Below are 15,169 nucleotides of genomic sequence, written 5' to 3'. Positions count from 1 at the left end.
CGTCCGTCACGCCCCGTTGTATCCGTGCGCGGCCCCGTGGTCCACTGGTGGGGGAGCGTCACATGACGGGCGAGCGCGGAGCCAGGCGCCCCGGCCGCGTCCTCACGGCGCTGTTGTGCGCGGTGACGGCGGCCGGGCTGTACGGCTGCTCCGACTCGGGCCCGCCGGAGCCGAGCCCCGTGCCGACGCCCGCGCCCGCCACCACGTCCGCGGCGCCCACCACCCCGCCACCGGCGTCCACCGGCCGGTCGCCGTTCACCGGGCTGCCCGCGCGCCCCGCCCCCGTCCTGGCCGTGAAGCTCGACAACGTGCCCGCGGCCCGCCCCCACACCGGGCTCGGCGAGGCCGACCTCGTCTACGTCGAACAGGTCGAGGGCGGGGTCACCCGCCTCCTGGCCGTCTACTCCTCCCACCTCCCCGAGCTCACCGGGCCGGTCCGCAGCGCCCGCGAGTCCGACATCGCGCTGCTCGGCGACTTCGGGCGGCCCGTCCTCGCCTACTCCGGCGCGCAGTCCGCCCTGACCCCCCTGCTGCGGGCCGCGCCCCTCGACCTCGTCACGGAGACCACCGCGCCGAGGGCCTTCCGGCGCTCGCCCGACCGGCCCGCCCCGCACAACCTCTACCTGCGCCCCGCCCGCGCGCTCGCCACCGCGCCCGGCGCCGACGACGCCCGGGACATCGGCTTCCGCTTCGGGCCCGCGCCGGTCGGCGGCACCCCGGTCGAGACCTCGACCGTCCGCTTCCCGGCGGCGCGCTACACCTTCACCTGGTCCGCCGCCGACCGCGCCTGGCGGGTGGCCATGGACGGCCGCGAGGCCCGCGCCACCGACACGGGACCCCTCGGGCCCGCCACGGTGGTCGTCCAGCGCGTCACCATCCGGCCGTCCCGGTTCCACGACCGGTTCGGCTCGGTCTCCCCGTACAGCGAGACCGTCGGCAGCGGCACCGCGCTCGTCCTGCGCGACGGCCGCGCCCACGAGGCCCGCTGGTCCCGCCCCGCGGCCTCCTCCGGCACCACCTTCACGACCCCGGCCGGAGCGCCGCTCGCCTTCGCCCCCGGCCAGGTCTGGGTGGTCCTCGCACCGCGCGCCTGAGGCCCGTCCGGCGGGTCGGAGCCGCCCGGCGGCGTTCAGGGCCGCGTCGGGCCGGGGCGCCCCGGTGGGCGGGGGCGCGGCGCGGGGGCGGGAGGTTCCGAACTGTCCGCCGCGGCCATGCCGATCGTGGCCACGATCAGCAGCACCAGGCCGAACCAGAGCCAGCCGCTGCTGCCGAGCGCCACCGTGTAGGCCGTCGTGAGCACCAGCGCGGCGCAGGTGAGCACCGTCATCGTCTTCGTGGGACCGGACACGCGTCCGCCCTCCTCCCGACCAGGGGCCGTGGAAGCCGTTCCTGCCATCGTGACCCCGGGAGAGGGGCGCGCGCTACTCCCCGGACGCTCCGGCGTGCGCCGGTATGCGAAACGGGTCCGGCGCCGTGGACGGCACCGGACCCGGAAACGGTCCGCGGGGAGGCGGCGAAGCGGTCAGCGACTCCGGAGCGAGGCCAGGTACGCGTTGTACGCCTCCAGCTCCTTGTCCCCGTCGCGGTCGGCGGCCCGGTCCTTGCGGATCGCCTGCCGCTGCTCGGAGTGGTACCACTGGTAGACCAGCGCGATCAGGACGATCACCGACGGGATCTCGCTGAACGCCCAGGCGATGCCGCCCGCCGCGTTCTGGTCGGCGAGCGCGTCGATCCCGAGCGAGGCCGGCGGGTTCCGGTACGCGTCCACCAGCGGCTGGCTCGCCATCATCATCGCGATGCCGAAGAAGGCGTGGAACGGCATGCCCGCGAACAGCTCCAGCATCCGCATCACGTACCCCGGCCGGTGCGGGCCCGGGTCGACGCCCATGATCGGCCAGAAGAACACCAGGCCCACCATCAGGAAGTGCACCATCATCCCGATGTGCCCCGCCTTCGAGCCCATCAGGAAGTCGAAGAGCGGCGAGAAGTACAGCCCGTAGAGGCTCGCGATGAACATCGAGATCGTGAACGCCGGGTGCGTGATCACCTTCATGTACCGGCTGTGCAGCAGCTTCAGGAGCAGCTCGCGCGGCCCGAGCGAGCCCCGGCCGGCCACCGGGAGCGCCCGCAGCGCGAGCGTCACCGGCGCGCCGAGCAGCAGCAGGATCGGCGACAGCATGGAGATCACCATGTGCTGCACCATGTGCACGCTGAACATGACCATGCCGTAGTCGTTGAGCTTGGTGCACATCATCAGGGCGACGGACAGCACGCCGACGGTGAAGAACACCGTCCGGCTCACCGGCCAGGCGTCCCCGCGCCGCCGCAGCCGCACCACGCCCCACCCGTACAGACCGAGTGCCGTGAGGCAGCCGATCAGGAAGAAGAGGTCGGGAGAGAACTCCAGTCCCCGGCCCAGCGTGAACGGCGGCAGATCCGTGGTCATGCCGTGCCCGCTGTGATCCATCCGTACACTCCTGGAGCCCGATTCGCGCTTGTTGTCCGCACCAGACTAGAACCGCCCCCGGTCGGGACCTCGACCGGGGGCGGATGTCACGCACGGGAGCCGTCAGAGCACGCACTCCGCCTCGGCGTAGCGGTCGGCCGGGACCGTCTTGAGGGTCTCCACGGCCTGCGCCAGCGGGACCATCGTGATCTCGGTGCCGCGCAGCGCGGTCAGCATGCCGAACTCGCCGCGGTGCGCCGCCTCGACCGCGTGCCAGCCGAAGCGGGTCGCGAGGACGCGGTCGTACGCGGTGGGGGTGCCGCCGCGCTGGACGTGGCCCAGGATGACCGGCCGGGCCTCCTTGCCGAGGCGCCGCTCCAGCTCCACGGAGAGCTGGTTGGCGATGCCGGTGAAGCGCTCGTGGCCGTAGATGTCGGTGCCGGCGGTCTTGAAGTCCATCGAGCCCTCGGCCGGCTTCGCGCCCTCGGCGACGACCACGATCGCGAACCGCTTGCCGGCCTCGAAGCGCTCGCCGACGCGGGCGGTCAGCTCGTCGATGTCGAAGGGGCGCTCCGGGACGACCACGGCGTGCGCACCGGCGGCCATGCCGGAGTGCAGCGCTATCCAGCCGGTGTGACGGCCCATGACCTCGACGACGAGGACCCGCTGGTGCGACTCGGCGGTGGTCTTCAGCCGGTCGAGGGCCTCGGTGGCCACGGTGACGGCGGTGTCGAAGCCGAACGTGACGTCGGTGGAGGCGATGTCGTTGTCGATCGTCTTCGGGACGCCGACGATCGGGAGACCGGCCTCGGAGAGCAGGTTCGCCGCCTTCAGCGTGCCCTCGCCGCCGATCGGGATGATCGCGTCGAGCCCCAGGTCGGCGACGTGGCCCTTGGCCCGCTCGACACCGCCGACCAGGTGCGCGGGCTGGACCCGCGAGGAACCGAGGATGGTGCCGCCCCGGGCCAGGATGCCGCCGACCGCGTCGAGGTCGAGCTTCCGGTAGTCGCACTCCAGGAGGCCCCTCCACCCGTCGTGGAAGCCGATGACCTCGTCGCCGTGGTCGACGACGGCGCGGTGCACGACGGAACGGATGACAGCGTTCAGACCGGGGCAGTCTCCGCCGGAGGTGAGCACGCCAATGCGCATAGCCCAAAAACCTTTGCAACGTGGGCCGACTCCCGGACCCCGTCGTCCGGCTGGATCCCCGCCACCCTATCGCCGCGGGGTGGCGGGACCGAACCGGATGTCCGCACAGTGGACAACGTACCTTCGTACGAGGGGCCGGGAGGCCCGTGCGGTTGCGTCCCCTTCCGGCCCGCCGCAGCCGGGACCGCCCACGTGCGATCAGGAGGCGGTCGTCGCGTCGGGACCGCCGTCACGGCGCTTCCGTGACCTGCTTCAGGTCGTGGATCGCGAAGTGCAGCTGCGTGTCGTCCGTGGAATCCGCCCACAGGCCCTCCGCGTCGAGCACGGAGGCCGCGACCATTCGTGCTTCGGCGACGAGTTCGGGGTCGTACTCGAAGCCCGGCCACGGCAGCACCGGAAAGCCGTTCGCCTCTCCGAAACGGCGCACCTGCTCGATGCCGCCCAGGGCTGCGGACGGCAGTGATCCATTGGCCCAGGCCCACAGCCAGGTCTGCTGGGGCAGGCTCACGCTGCCGATCATCGTGAGTCGTCCCGTGAGGAACACCCGCCCGCCGCGGGACCACGTGATCCGCGCGTCGTCGAGCGACCAGTGGTACTGGACATCGCCCGACAGGCCGTGGCGCTCGACCATGAGCGCCTGCCGCGAGCGGGCCCGCTCACGAGCGGCGAGCACGACCTCGTCCCAGTCGGAATGGTCGTGCGGCGAGCCGTCCCCCACCTTGCCTCCTCGCGTAGAACCGTCGGCAAGATCGTCCCATCCCCTTCGGGCCGAGCGTTGCAGGGGGCGATCCTCGTGCCGAGAGCTCAGGACCGTCCTGGTCCTGAGCTCTTCCGGCGTCTGCCGTCGGCGTGCGAGGTCAAGGGCGACCGCACGGGCCGGGGGAGGCCCCCGGGGTGACTCAGGCGGGCTGGGAGGCCGACGCGATGCGCTCGGCGCGCAGCGCCTCGTACCACCGGTCGTCCGTCGGCGGCAGCGCGTTCACGTCGAGGGCCAGCTTCAGGAGCAGGTCCGCGATCTGCGGGTTCCGCGCCATGACGGGGCCGTGCATGTACGTACCGAAGACGGTGTCGCTGTACGCGCCCTCGGTGCCGTCGCCGGTGCCGTTGCCGTTGCCGAAGACGGTCCGGGCGAACGGCCGGGCCGTCGGGCCGAGATGGGTGATGCCCTGGTGGTTCTCGAAACCGGTCAGCTGGGGGAGGCCGAGGCGCGGGTCGATGTCCGCCAGGACGTCGCCGACGCAGCGGGCGCCCTCGCCGCGGGTCGTGGTGACGTCGAGCAGGCCGAGGCCCGGCTGGCGCTCGCCGACGTCGTTGATGAACTCGTGCCCCAGGATCTGGTAGCCGGCGCAGACCGAGAAGATGATCGCGCCGTTGGAGGCGGCCCGGGACAGGCCGCCGTCCCGGAGCAGCCGCTCGGCCGCGAGCCGCTGCGGACGGTCCTCGCCGCCGCCGATCAGGTAGATGTCGCCGGAGGTCGGGACGGGCTGGTCGCTGCGGACGTCGACGCGCTCGACGCTGAGGCCGCGCTGCTCGGCGCGGCGCTGGACGACGAGCACGTTGCCCTGGTCGCCGTAGGTGCTGAGCAGGTCCGGGTAGACCCAGACCAGGCGCAGGCTGCTGTCACTCATGCTGCAAGTCCTCTTCGGGTCAGTTGCCGACGCGGCGGCGGACGTCCTGGAACGCGGTGTAGTTGGCGATCAGCTCGATCTGCCCGGGCGGGGCCATCGTGACGGCCTCGTCCAGCGTGTCGCAGACGCGGAAGTCGACGCCCGCGACCTCCAGCCGGACCGCCAGGTCGAGCCGGCGGTCGCCGATCACCATGATCGGGTGGCCGGCGAGCCGGCCGTAGTCCACGTCCCACAGCCACGAGGTGTCCGTGCCGTCGGCGCCGCGCGCGTTGACGGAGAGGATCACCGGGGCGGGCGGCCCGTCGATGAGGGAAAACGTTTCGAGCCAGCCCGCCGGGTTCTTCGCGAGCAGCAGACGCAGGTCGCGGCCCTGGAAGGAGACCACGTCGTAGCGTCCGGCGACGGCCTGCACCTGGTACATCCGCTCCAGGGCGACCTGCGGCGGCACGCCGAAGACGGCGGCGACGGCGGCCGAGGTGGTGGCGTTCGCCTTGTTGGCGCGGCCGGGCAGCTGGAGGCGGATCGGCCAGGCCGAACCGTGCGGGTCGAGCACGTGGTCGCCGCTGAGCGCCCAGCTCGGCGCGGGGCGGCGGAAGCCGCACTCGCCGCAGAACCAGTCGTCGCCCGGGCGCTGCATCACACCGCCGCAGGCGGGGCACGACCAGGCGTCGTCCTTCCACTCCTGGCCGGCGGCGACCCACACCACGTTGGGGGAGGAGGAGGCGGCCCACACGATCAGCGGGTCGTCGGCGTTGGCGACGACCACGGCCTTGGTGCCGTTGAGGCCCTCGCGCCACTTCTCGGCGAGCATCCGGGTCTCGGCGGCGCGGTCGAGCTGGTCGCGCGAGAGGTTGAGCAGCGCGATCACCTTGGGCGTGGTGTCCCTGGCGACGCCGGCGAGGTACTTCTCGTCGACCTCGATGACGCCGTACTTGGACTCCGAGCCGCCCGCGAGCGCCGAGGTGATGCCCGCGGGCATGTTGGCGCCGAGTGCGTTGGAGACCACGGGTCCGGCGGCCCGCAGGGCCTCCGCGATCAGCCGGGTCGTGGTCGTCTTGCCGTTCGTCGCCGACACCAGGACGACGTCCAGATGCTGTGCGAGCCGGCCGAGCAGGTCCGGGTCGAGCTTCAGCGCCACCCGGCCGCCGATCACCGACCCGCTGCCGCGTCCCGCCGCACGCGACACCGCGGCCGCGGCCTTGCCCGCCGTCACGGCCAGCTTGGCGCGCGGCGACAGCGGCTCTGGATTCCCGGGGTGTCCTGACATCGTTCTTGTTCCTCCTTGCGTCGGTCCGGGCTCAGCCTATCGAGATCCGGCCAGCAGCCCGAACACGGCACCGTCGAGCGCCCGCCCGAAACCGGGAGGTCACAGGGACCGTACCCTTACGGCCATGCGAAACCGGCCCATCCCCGGCAGTTCCGGCCTCGTCCGAGCGATGACCCTGCTCGGCGACCCCGTGCTGCACACCCCCTGCGCGCCCGTCACCGACTTCGGACCCGAACTGGCCCGGCTCGTCGAGGACATGTTCGCCACGATGTACGCGGCGAACGGCGTGGGCCTGGCGGCGAACCAGGTCGGCGTGGGCCTGCGGGTCTTCGTGTACGACTGCCCCGACGACGACGAGGTCCGTCACCTCGGCCACGTGGTGAACCCGCGGCTGGTCGAGGCGGACGGCGACGTGATCCGGGGTCCCGAGGGCTGCCTCTCGCTGCCGGGCCTGGAGGCGCCGACGCCCCGCCACGACCGCGCGGTCGTCGAGGGCGTACGCCTGGACGGTGCCCCGATACGGATCGACGGCACGGGATTCTTCGCCCGCTGCCTCCAGCACGAGGTCGACCACCTCGACGGCGGGGTCTACGCGGACCACGTCACGGGGTGGCGCAAGTCACGTCTCCTGCGCACCATCCGCAAGCAGTCGTGGGGCGGCCGGGCGTCGGTCCTGGAGGGCTGAACGGGCTGCCGGGCGCCCGTGCCGGAGTGCTGGGCGGGCTGCCGGGTGTCGGTCCTGGAGGCCTGAGCCGGCTCCCGGACGTCTGTCCTGGAGGCCTGAGTGGGCTCCAGGGCGTCCGTCCTGGAGGGCCGGCCGGTCGGCCGGGCCGGGAGGCCCGGTCCGGCCCGCCGCGGTCAGAACCCGGGCCCGCCCGCGAGGTCGTCGGCCTCGGCCAGACGGCCCCACAGGAGGTCGGCCAGGCTCTTGACCAGGTCGGCGCGGGAGCAGGGGCGCTCGCCGAGCCACCAGTCGCCGGCGGCGTGCATCATGCCGACGATGCCGTGGCCCCAGATGCGGGCCTGGGCCTCGGCGGCGGGGCCGAGGTCGACGCGCTCGGCGATGACCTGGCCGAGCTCCTCGCCCATGCGGCGCAGCAGCGGGGCCGAGTGGCGGCCGACGTCGAAGCCCTGCTCGGCCTGGTGCGACTCCTCCGCGGGGTGCATGAGGAAGCGGTAGACCTGGGGCATCGCCTCGATCGAGGCGAGGTAGGTGTCGAGGGTGGCCTCGACGCGGCGGCGCCGGTCGGCGGGGGCGTCGAGCGCGGCCCGCAGGGCGGCGAGGAGCGCGTCCGTGTGCCGGGTCGCGAGGGCGCGGTAGAGGCCGCCCTTGTCGCCGAAGTGGCGGTAGAGGATCGGCTTGGTGATGCCGGCCTCCGCCGCGATCGCGTTCATGGACGCCTTGGGGCCGTCGCGGAGCACCACCCGGTCCGCCGCCTCCAGCAGCTCGCGGCGTCGCTGTTCGGCGGGCGTCTGCCGGTCGGTGGTCCGGTGTGTGATGTCCATAAGCGTGTCTCCCCGCCCGTGCGATTCCGTGAGGCTGTCGCAACGTAACACCCGGCCGGGATCCGGTGTCGGTCGGGCCGAAGTGCTCCGCTGCTGGTTGACAGCCTCTACCCGCCGGTAACATACTGCTGTTACCGCAAGTAACGTACCGCTGGGAGGGCACATGGGCGAGTTCACGCTCGAACTCAACGAGGACCAGAAGCAGGTCCGCGACTGGCTGCACGGCTTCGCCGCCGACGTGATGCGCCCCGCGGCCGCCGAGTGGGACGAGCGTGAGGAGACTCCCTGGCCGATCATCCAGGAAGCCGCCAAGCTCGGCATCTACTCCCTCGACTTCTACGCCCAGCAGTTCTTCGACCCGACCGGCCTCGGCATCCCGATGGCGATGGAGGAGCTCTTCTGGGGCGACGCCGGCATCGCCCTCTCCATCGTCGGCACCGGCCTCGCCGCCGTCGGCGTCCTCGCCAACGGCACCGAGGAGCAGATCGGCACCTGGGTCCCGCAGATGTACGGCGACGCGAACGACGTCAAGGTCGCCGCCTTCTGCTCCTCCGAGCCCGACGCCGGCTCCGACGTCGCCTCGATGCGCACCCGGGCCGTGTACGACGGGGCCAAGGACGAGTGGGTCCTCAACGGCACCAAGACCTGGGCGACCAACGGCGGCATCGCCAACGTCCACGTCGTCGTCGCCGTCGTCGACCCGGAGCTCGGCTCCAAGGGGCACGCCTCCTTCATCGTCCCGCCGAACACCCCCGGCCTGTCCCAGGGCCAGAAGTTCCAGAAGCACGGCATCCGCGCCTCCCACACCGCCGAGGTCGTCCTGGAGGACGTCCGCGTCCCCGGCCACTGCCTCCTCGGCGGCAAGGAGAAGCTGGACGACCGCCTCGCCCGCGCCCGCGAGAAGGCCAAGGCGGGCGGCGAGCGCGTGAAGAACGCCGCCATGGCCACCTTCGAGGCCTCCCGCCCCGCGGTCGGCGCGATGGCCGTCGGCACCGCCCGCGCCGCGTACGAGGTCGCCCTCGACTACGCGAAGACCCGCGTCCAGTTCGGCCGCCCGATCATCGAGAACCAGGGCGTCGCCTTCCAGCTCGCCGACATGGCCACCCAGATCGACGCCGCCCGCCTCCTGGTCTGGCGCGCCTCGTGGATGGCGACCGCCGGCAAGCCCTTCACGGCCGCCGAGGGCTCCATGTCCAAGCTCTACGCCAGCGAGGTCGCCAAGCAGGTCACCGGCCAGGCCATCCAGATCCTCGGCGGCAACGGCTACACCCGCGAGTACCCGGTCGAGCGCATGCACCGCGACGCCGCCATCTACACGATCTTCGAGGGCACCAGCGAGATCCAGCGCATGGTGATCAGCCGCGCGCTGGCGAAGTAGCCGCCCTCACACGAGGCAGAACTCGTTGCCCTCCGGGTCCTGGAGCACCACCGCGTAGTAGTCCATGCCGTCCGGCTCGTCCATCGCGTACAGGACGGTGGCGCCCAGGGCCGTCAGCCGGGCCACCTCGCCGTCCACGCGTGCGCGGCGGAGGGCGAGGGGGACCTCGCGGCCGCCGCCGACCTTCAGGTCGAGGTGGAGGCGGTTCTTGACGGTCTTGGGCTCCGGGACGCGCTGGAACCAGACCCGGGGGCCTAGGCCCTTCGGGTCGACGATGGACTCCGGGAGCTCCCCGGCGCCGTCGCCCAGCTCCTCCTCGGGGACGCCCACGGCCCGCCAGTACGCCCGCCAGGTGGCGTGCCCGGCGGGCGGCGGTTCGGGTACGTAGCGCAGGGCGTCCAGCCAGAAGGGCACCAGGCGCCGGGGGTCCGCGCAGTCGATGGTCAGCTGCAGGGTCAGCTCGGGGCGTTCCATGGGGCGAGCGTGCCAGACGGCGCCGACAACCGACCGGATCGAGTTGGCCGGACGCCGCCGACGGCGGGCCGGGTCGAGTCGGCCGGACGGCGCAGGCAACCGACCGGATCGTGCGGGCCCGACGTCGCCGACGGCGGGCCGGATCGAGCCGACGGGCCGAATGCGGTCCGCTGTTCGATCATCCCTATCCGTGCGTCACTCCGTCGGGGAGAATCGCTGCGCAGGCGACGATCGAGGGGGAACCGTTCATGGCCATCACCACAGGGACCGAAGCACCCGAACTCGCGGGACTCCCGCTGCTCGGCTCCATGTTCGACCTCAAGAACGACGCGCTGGGCACCTTCCTGCGCGCCCGGCGCGAACACGGCGACGTCGTACGGATCAACGCGGGCCCGCCCGGCGTCCGCGCCACCGTCTACGGCGTCTTCTCCGCCGAGGGGGCGCAGCAGGTCCTCGCCGGGGAGTCGGCCAACTTCCGCAAGGACAACGCCTTCTACCAGGAGATCCGCGAGTCCTTCGGCAACGGCCTGCTCACCAGCCAGGACGAGGACTACCTGCGCCAGCGCCGGCTCGTCCAGCCCCTCTTCACCAAGCGCCGCGTCGACGGCTACGCCGCGGCCGTCGCCGCCGAGGTCGCCACCCTCACCGGCGAATGGCGGGACGGCGGCGCCGAGACCGTCGACGTGCTCCACGAGATGACCCGCCTCGCGCTCCGCGCGGTCGCGCGCATCCTCTTCGGCACGGACGTCGACGCGGCCGTCGAGATCGTCGAGCGCAGCTTCCCGGAACTCGCCGCCTACGTGCTCAGCCGCGGCTACGCGCCGCTCAAGTTCCCCCGCGACTGGCCCACCCCCGCCAACCGCAAGGCCGCCGCCGTCCACGAGGCGCTCTACCAGGTCTGCGACCGGATCATCGCCGAGCGCCGCGCCGCGGACCGCGCCCCCGGTGACGGCGACGACCTGCTCACGCTCCTCGTCGAGGCGGAGAGCGCCGAGGACGGCAGTTTCGACGCCACCGAGCTCCGCGAGCAGGTCCTCGTCTTCCTGCTCGCCGGGCACGAGACCACCGCCACCTCCCTCGGCTTCGCGCTGCACCTGCTCGGGAAGCACCCGGAGGCGCTCAAGCGGGCCCACGAGGAGGTCGACCGGGTCCTCGCCGGCCGCACCCCCGGCGCCGCCGACCTCGACGCACTGCCCTACGTCACCCGGGTCCTCAAGGAGACCATGCGTCTCTTCCCCGCCGCCCCGGCCATCGGGCGCCGCGCCGTCGCCGCCACCGTGGTCGACGGCGTCGCCATCCCGGCCGGCGCGGACGTCATCGTCGCCTCGTACGTCACCCACCGGCACCCCGCCTACTGGGAGGACGCGGAGCGCTTCGACCCGGACCGCTTCACGCCCGAGGCGGAGGCGGCGCGTCCCCGGTACGCCTGGTACCCCTTCGGCGGCGGCCCGCGCGCCTGCATCGGACAGCACTTCTCGATGCTGGAGTCGGTGATCGCCCTGTCGATGCTGCTCCAGAAGTACGACTTCGAGGCCGTCGACACCGAGGTGCCCGTCGGCTCCGCGATCACGCTCTTCGCGAAGGGCCCGGTCCGCTGCCGCCTGGTGCCCAGGACGGCGTAGACGGCCCGATACGGAAGCGGCCCGGCCCCCGTCAGGGGGGGACCGGGCCGCTTCCGTCGGGTGACCGTCCGCCACGGCGTCGGGTGACCGCCCGCTACGGCCGGGTCGCGACGACCGCCGTCGCCCACCACTCGTCGGAGGTGAGGACCTCCGGCACCAGGCCGGACGCGGACATCACCGCGGCGGCCGACTCGGCCTGCCGCTCGCTGGTCTCCACGAACAGGTGCCCGCCCGGCGCGAGCCACTCCGGCGCGCCCGCGGCGACCCGCCGCAGCACGTCGAGACCGTCCGACCCGCCGTCGAGCGTGACGTGCGGCTCGTGGTCGCGGGCCTCGGGCGGCAGCAACCCGATCTCCTCCGTCGGTACGTACGGCACGTTGGCGACCAGGATCTCGACGCGGCCCCTCAGCTCCGCCGGCAGCGGCGCGAACAGGTCGCCGTCGTACACCCGGCCGCCGCGCGGCTCGACGTTCCGGCGGGCGCAGCGCACCGCCGCCGGCTCGATGTCCGAGGCGTGCACCTCCGCACCCGAGACCCGGTCGAGGAGCACCGCGCCCGCCGCGCCCGAGCCGCAGCACAGGTCGACGCAGACGGCCCCCGGCCGGGCCCGCTCCACCGCGAGCCCGACGAGGAACTCCGTACGGCGCCGGGGCACGAAGACGCCGCCGTCGACCGCGATCCGCAGCCCGGCGAACTCGGCCCAGCCGACGACGTGTTCCAGCGGCAGGCCCTCGGCCCGCCGCCGGACCATCGCGTCGAGCTCGGCGGGGTCTGCCGCAGCCGCGAGGAGCATCTCCGCCTCCTCCTCGGCGAAGACGCAGCCGGCGGCCCGCAGCCGCTCGACCACGCCCGTGCCGGCCCCCGTGCCGATCCCCGGGTCAGACAAGCTGGGCCTCGATCGCCGCGACGACCTCCGGGGCCTCCGGCTCGGTGCGCGGGCGGAAGCGGGTCACCTCGCCGTCGCGGCCGATGAGGAACTTCTCGAAGTTCCACTGCACGTCGCCGGCCTCGCCCTCGGCGTCGGCGACCTTCACCAGCTCCGAGTAGAGCGGGTGGCGGCCGTCGCCGTTGACGTCCGTCTTCTCCAGGAGCGGGAAGGAGACGCCGTACGTCGCCGAGCAGAAGGTGGCGATCTCGTCGGCGCTGCCGGGCTCCTGGCCCGCGAACTGGTTGCAGGGCACACCGAGCACGGTGAAGCCGCGCTCGCCGTACTCCTTCTGCAGCCGCTCCAGACCGGCGTACTGCGGGGTGAGGCCGCACTTGGAGGCGACGTTCACCACCAGGACCGCGCGGTCCTTGTAGTCGGCAAGGGAGACCGGCTCGCCGGCCAGGTTCTTCAGCGGGATGTCGTACAGGCTCATGGCTGCTCCTCGTCGGAATGGGGTTTGATCTCAGCATGGGAGACGAACCACTGGCAATCGCGATCGATTCCGCACCGGACGAGCGGCCGCGCCGCGTGCACTGCCGCCTCTGCGGCCGCCCCCTCACCGGAGCCGGCTCCCGGCGCACCGGCCTCGGCCCCACCTGCGACGCCAAACTCCATCCGCCGGCCCCCGACATCCGCACCCGCCGCCACGAGGTGGCGCAGGACACGCTCCCGGGGATCGACCAGGAGCCGTGGGCGCGGGGGACCGGAGCCGGGTGACGCTACCAGGCGGGAAATGGATCGCCCAGGGGAAATACGGGTCGGCACAGTGGGCGGCGATGAGACCGAGACCCGAGCGACCGGAGAGCCGAACATGTCCACCCTGCGCGTGACCGCCGAAGTCCTGACCGTCCATCCGCACCCCAACGCCGACGCCCTGGAACTGGCCCAGGTGGGCCTCTACCGGGCGGTCGTCGCCAAGGGGGCGTTCACGACGGGCGACGCCGCCGTCTACATCCCCGAGCAGGCCGTGCTGCCCGCTGCGCTGATCGACGAACTGGGGCTGACCGGGCGGCTCGCCGGAGGGAACGCGGACCGGGTCAAGGCGGTGCGCCTGCGCGGGGAGCTGTCGCAGGGGATCGTCTGCAGGCCGGGAGGGCTCGCGGGAGTCGACCTGGAGCGGGCGGCGGCCGAGGGGACCGACTTCGCGGAGCGGCTCGGGATCGTGAAGTGGGTGCCGCCGATACCGCCGACCATGAGCGGCGAGGTGGAGGCCGCGCCCGACCTGCTGCCCTGGGTCGACATCCAGAACCTCCAGCGCTACCCGGACGTCTTCGAGCCCGGCGAGCCCGTCGTCCTCACCGAGAAGCTGCACGGCACCGCCTGCCTGCTGACCTACGGCGCCGAGGACGGACGCGTGCAGGTGTCCTCCAAGGGATTCGGGTCCAAGGGCCTCGCCCTCCAGGAGGACCCGCGCAACCTGTACTGGCGCGCCGTCCACGGCCACGGCCTGGCGGCCGTCGCGGAGCGGCTGGCGAAGCGCCTCGGCGCCCGCCGGGTCGGGCTCTTCGGCGAGGTGTACGGCTCCGGCGTGCAGGACCTCGCCTACGGCGCCGACGCCCGCTCCGAGACCGTCGGGTACGCGCTCTTCGACGTGTCCGCCGAGATCGACGGCCGGGTCCGCTGGCTCGACCCGGCCGAGGTCCTGGAGCCCGGCGAGGTGCCGCTCGTGCCGCGGCTGTACGCGGGCCCGTACGACCTGGACACGGTCCTGGCGCACGCGAGCGGACGCGAGACCGTCTCCGGCCGGGAGACGCACCTGCGGGAGGGCGTGGTCATCCGGCCGGCGACCGAGAGGTACAGCCCGGTCACCGGCGGCCGCGCCATCGCCAAGGCGGTCAGCCCGGCCTATCTGACCCGTAAGGGCGCCACCGAGTACGAGTGACGCGGCGGGGCTACAGCTTCCGGAACAGGCCCTCCTGGACCACCGACACCAGGAGGCGGCCCTCCCGGTCGTAGATGCGGCCGCGGGCGAGCCCGCGGCCGCCGGTCGCGATCGGGGACTCCTGGTCGTAGAGGAACCACTCGTCCGCGCGGAAGGGACGGTGGAACCACATCGCGTGGTCGAGCGAGGCCATGTCGAAGCCGCGCGGACCCCACAGGGGCTCGACCGGGATGCGCACCGCGTCCAGGAGCGTCATGTCCGAGGCGTAGGTCAGGGCGCAGGTGTGGACGAGCGGGTCGTCGCCGAGCGGGCCCACGGCCCGCATCCACACGGCGGACCGCGGGTCCGAGCCCTTGGCCTCCTCCTGGGTCCAGCGCAGGCGGTCGACGTAGCGGATGTCGAAGGGCTGGCGGCGCGCCATGCGCTCCAGGGCCTCCGGGAGGGCGCCGAGGTGCTCGCGGATCTCGTCCGCGAGGTTCGGCAGGCTGTCCGGGTCGGTCAGGTGGCGCGGCGGCAGCTGGTGCTCGAAACCCGCCTCCTCCGGCTTGTGGAAGGAGGCCGTCAGATTGAAGATCGTCCGCCCCTCCTGGATCGCCGTCACCCGGCGGGTCGTGAACGACCGGCCGTCGCGCACCCGCTCCACCTGGTAGACGATCGGCACGCCGGGCCTGCCGGGCCGCAGGAAGTAGGCGTGCAGGGAGTGCACCGGCCGGTCGCCCTCGGTGGTGCGGCCGGCCGCCACCAGGGCCTGCCCGGCGACCTGCCCGCCGAAGACCCGTTGCAGCGACTCCTGCGGGCTGCGCCCGCGGAAGATGTTGACCTCGATCTGCTCCAGGTCGAGCAGGTCCACGAGCCTCTCGGCGGGGTTGGTCACGGAAGAGTCTCCTTC

17 protein-coding genes are annotated in these 15,169 nt (G+C 73.0%); 6 read left to right on the top strand and 11 right to left on the bottom strand.

Features of this window, described 5'->3' with window-relative positions; genetic code table 11:
• Positions 1–62: 62 nt before the first annotated feature.
• Positions 63–1,094, top strand: a complete 1,032-nt coding sequence (locus tag ACIQFX_RS22495; RefSeq protein ID WP_402466120.1) for a DUF3048 domain-containing protein — start codon at positions 63–65, stop codon at positions 1,092–1,094.
• Positions 1,095–1,129: 35 nt separating this feature from the next.
• Here the strand turns inward: ACIQFX_RS22495 and ACIQFX_RS22490 are convergent, their stop codons facing one another.
• From ACIQFX_RS22490 to ACIQFX_RS22465, 6 genes are all read right to left on the bottom strand, one after another.
• Entirely contained in the window at positions 1,130–1,348 is a 219-nt protein-coding gene (locus ACIQFX_RS22490; protein ID WP_402466559.1) for a hypothetical protein, read from the bottom strand.
• Between the two features lie 174 nt (positions 1,349–1,522).
• A complete protein-coding gene (locus ACIQFX_RS22485; protein ID WP_402466118.1) occupies positions 1,523–2,467 on the bottom strand; it encodes a cytochrome c oxidase assembly protein in 945 nt (314 codons plus the stop codon).
• Between the two features lie 102 nt (positions 2,468–2,569).
• The gene (locus ACIQFX_RS22480; RefSeq protein ID WP_376488169.1) at positions 2,570–3,595 is read right to left on the bottom strand and encodes a 6-phosphofructokinase; all 1,026 of its coding nucleotides are present in this window, start codon (positions 3,593–3,595) and stop codon (positions 2,570–2,572) included.
• Between the two features lie 229 nt (positions 3,596–3,824).
• On the bottom strand, positions 3,825–4,313 hold the full coding sequence (locus ACIQFX_RS22475; RefSeq protein ID WP_402466115.1) for a DUF6882 domain-containing protein: 489 nt from the start codon (positions 4,311–4,313) through the stop codon (positions 3,825–3,827).
• Positions 4,314–4,494: 181 nt separating this feature from the next.
• The gene (locus ACIQFX_RS22470) at positions 4,495–5,223 is read right to left on the bottom strand and encodes a type 1 glutamine amidotransferase (protein ID WP_402466113.1); all 729 of its coding nucleotides are present in this window, start codon (positions 5,221–5,223) and stop codon (positions 4,495–4,497) included.
• Between the two features lie 19 nt (positions 5,224–5,242).
• Entirely contained in the window at positions 5,243–6,490 is a 1,248-nt protein-coding gene (locus ACIQFX_RS22465; RefSeq protein ID WP_402466110.1) for a MurT ligase domain-containing protein, read from the bottom strand.
• Between the two features lie 124 nt (positions 6,491–6,614).
• Between ACIQFX_RS22465 and def the strand changes: the two genes are divergently transcribed.
• Positions 6,615–7,175 carry a peptide deformylase gene (gene def, locus ACIQFX_RS22460; protein ID WP_402466108.1) on the top strand — a complete coding sequence of 187 codons (561 nt, stop codon included), beginning with the start codon at positions 6,615–6,617 and terminating at the stop codon, positions 7,173–7,175.
• Between the two features lie 173 nt (positions 7,176–7,348).
• On the opposite strand, the gene ACIQFX_RS22455 is transcribed toward def, so the two are convergent.
• The gene (locus ACIQFX_RS22455) at positions 7,349–7,996 is read right to left on the bottom strand and encodes a TetR family transcriptional regulator (RefSeq protein ID WP_402466106.1); all 648 of its coding nucleotides are present in this window, start codon (positions 7,994–7,996) and stop codon (positions 7,349–7,351) included.
• A 163-nt stretch (positions 7,997–8,159) separates the two neighbouring features.
• Between ACIQFX_RS22455 and ACIQFX_RS22450 the strand changes: the two genes are divergently transcribed.
• Positions 8,160–9,374 (top strand): acyl-CoA dehydrogenase family protein, encoded by a 1,215-nt coding sequence (locus ACIQFX_RS22450; RefSeq protein WP_402466103.1) that lies wholly within the window; start codon positions 8,160–8,162, stop codon positions 9,372–9,374.
• Positions 9,375–9,380: 6 nt separating this feature from the next.
• Here the strand turns inward: ACIQFX_RS22450 and ACIQFX_RS22445 are convergent, their stop codons facing one another.
• The gene (locus tag ACIQFX_RS22445; protein ID WP_402466101.1) at positions 9,381–9,848 is read right to left on the bottom strand and encodes a VOC family protein; all 468 of its coding nucleotides are present in this window, start codon (positions 9,846–9,848) and stop codon (positions 9,381–9,383) included.
• A 248-nt stretch (positions 9,849–10,096) separates the two neighbouring features.
• On the opposite strand from ACIQFX_RS22445, the gene ACIQFX_RS22440 reads away from it, so the two are divergent.
• Entirely contained in the window at positions 10,097–11,470 is a 1,374-nt protein-coding gene (locus ACIQFX_RS22440) for a cytochrome P450 (protein WP_402466098.1), read from the top strand.
• A gap of 94 nt (positions 11,471–11,564) precedes the next feature.
• Here the strand turns inward: ACIQFX_RS22440 and ACIQFX_RS22435 are convergent, their stop codons facing one another.
• On the bottom strand, positions 11,565–12,263 hold the full coding sequence (locus ACIQFX_RS22435) for a putative protein N(5)-glutamine methyltransferase (RefSeq protein ID WP_402466545.1): 699 nt from the start codon (positions 12,261–12,263) through the stop codon (positions 11,565–11,567).
• 85 nt (positions 12,264–12,348) lie between these two features.
• Entirely contained in the window at positions 12,349–12,831 is a 483-nt protein-coding gene (locus ACIQFX_RS22430) for a glutathione peroxidase (protein WP_402466095.1), read from the bottom strand.
• Between the two features lie 35 nt (positions 12,832–12,866).
• Between ACIQFX_RS22430 and ACIQFX_RS22425 the strand changes: the two genes are divergently transcribed.
• Complete coding sequence (locus ACIQFX_RS22425; protein ID WP_402466093.1) at positions 12,867–13,115, top strand: DUF6011 domain-containing protein; 249 nt, start codon at positions 12,867–12,869, stop codon at positions 13,113–13,115.
• A 94-nt stretch (positions 13,116–13,209) separates the two neighbouring features.
• Positions 13,210–14,280, top strand: coding sequence for an RNA ligase (ATP) (locus tag ACIQFX_RS22420; RefSeq protein ID WP_402466090.1), 1,071 nt, complete (start codon positions 13,210–13,212; stop codon positions 14,278–14,280).
• A 10-nt stretch (positions 14,281–14,290) separates the two neighbouring features.
• Here ACIQFX_RS22420 and ACIQFX_RS22415 read toward each other — a convergent pair whose 3' ends face one another.
• Positions 14,291–15,154: an acyl-CoA thioesterase gene (locus tag ACIQFX_RS22415; RefSeq protein ID WP_402466088.1), complete on the bottom strand. Its 864-nt coding sequence runs from the start codon at positions 15,152–15,154 to the stop codon at positions 14,291–14,293.
• Between the last annotated feature and the right edge of the window lie 15 nt (positions 15,155–15,169).

This window comes from Streptomyces sp. NPDC093089, from assembly GCF_044754405.1.
GTDB lineage: Bacteria > Actinomycetota > Actinomycetes > Streptomycetales > Streptomycetaceae > Streptomyces.
This window is presented reverse-complemented; position numbering and strand designations above follow the sequence as displayed.

Bases quoted from the DNA above. Each gene is read 5' to 3' on its own strand.
- ACIQFX_RS22495 (WP_402466120.1), top strand. From the start codon at position 63: ATGACGGGCGAGCGCGGAGCCAGGCGCCCCGGCCGCGTCCTCACGGCG.
- ACIQFX_RS22485 (WP_402466118.1), bottom strand. From the start codon at position 2,467: ATGGATCACAGCGGGCACGGCATGACCACGGATCTGCCGCCGTTCACG.
- ACIQFX_RS22480 (WP_376488169.1), bottom strand. From the start codon at position 3,595: ATGCGCATTGGCGTGCTCACCTCCGGCGGAGACTGCCCCGGTCTGAAC.
- ACIQFX_RS22470 (WP_402466113.1), bottom strand. From the start codon at position 5,223: ATGAGTGACAGCAGCCTGCGCCTGGTCTGGGTCTACCCGGACCTGCTC.
- ACIQFX_RS22465 (WP_402466110.1), bottom strand. From the start codon at position 6,490: ATGTCAGGACACCCCGGGAATCCAGAGCCGCTGTCGCCGCGCGCCAAG.
- def (WP_402466108.1), top strand. From the start codon at position 6,615: ATGCGAAACCGGCCCATCCCCGGCAGTTCCGGCCTCGTCCGAGCGATG.
- ACIQFX_RS22455 (WP_402466106.1), bottom strand. From the start codon at position 7,996: ATGGACATCACACACCGGACCACCGACCGGCAGACGCCCGCCGAACAG.
- ACIQFX_RS22450 (WP_402466103.1), top strand. From the start codon at position 8,160: ATGGGCGAGTTCACGCTCGAACTCAACGAGGACCAGAAGCAGGTCCGC.
- ACIQFX_RS22445 (WP_402466101.1), bottom strand. From the start codon at position 9,848: ATGGAACGCCCCGAGCTGACCCTGCAGCTGACCATCGACTGCGCGGAC.
- ACIQFX_RS22440 (WP_402466098.1), top strand. From the start codon at position 10,097: ATGGCCATCACCACAGGGACCGAAGCACCCGAACTCGCGGGACTCCCG.
- ACIQFX_RS22435 (WP_402466545.1), bottom strand. From the start codon at position 12,263: ATGCTCCTCGCGGCTGCGGCAGACCCCGCCGAGCTCGACGCGATGGTC.
- ACIQFX_RS22430 (WP_402466095.1), bottom strand. From the start codon at position 12,831: ATGAGCCTGTACGACATCCCGCTGAAGAACCTGGCCGGCGAGCCGGTC.
- ACIQFX_RS22425 (WP_402466093.1), top strand. From the start codon at position 12,867: ATGGGAGACGAACCACTGGCAATCGCGATCGATTCCGCACCGGACGAG.
- ACIQFX_RS22420 (WP_402466090.1), top strand. From the start codon at position 13,210: ATGTCCACCCTGCGCGTGACCGCCGAAGTCCTGACCGTCCATCCGCAC.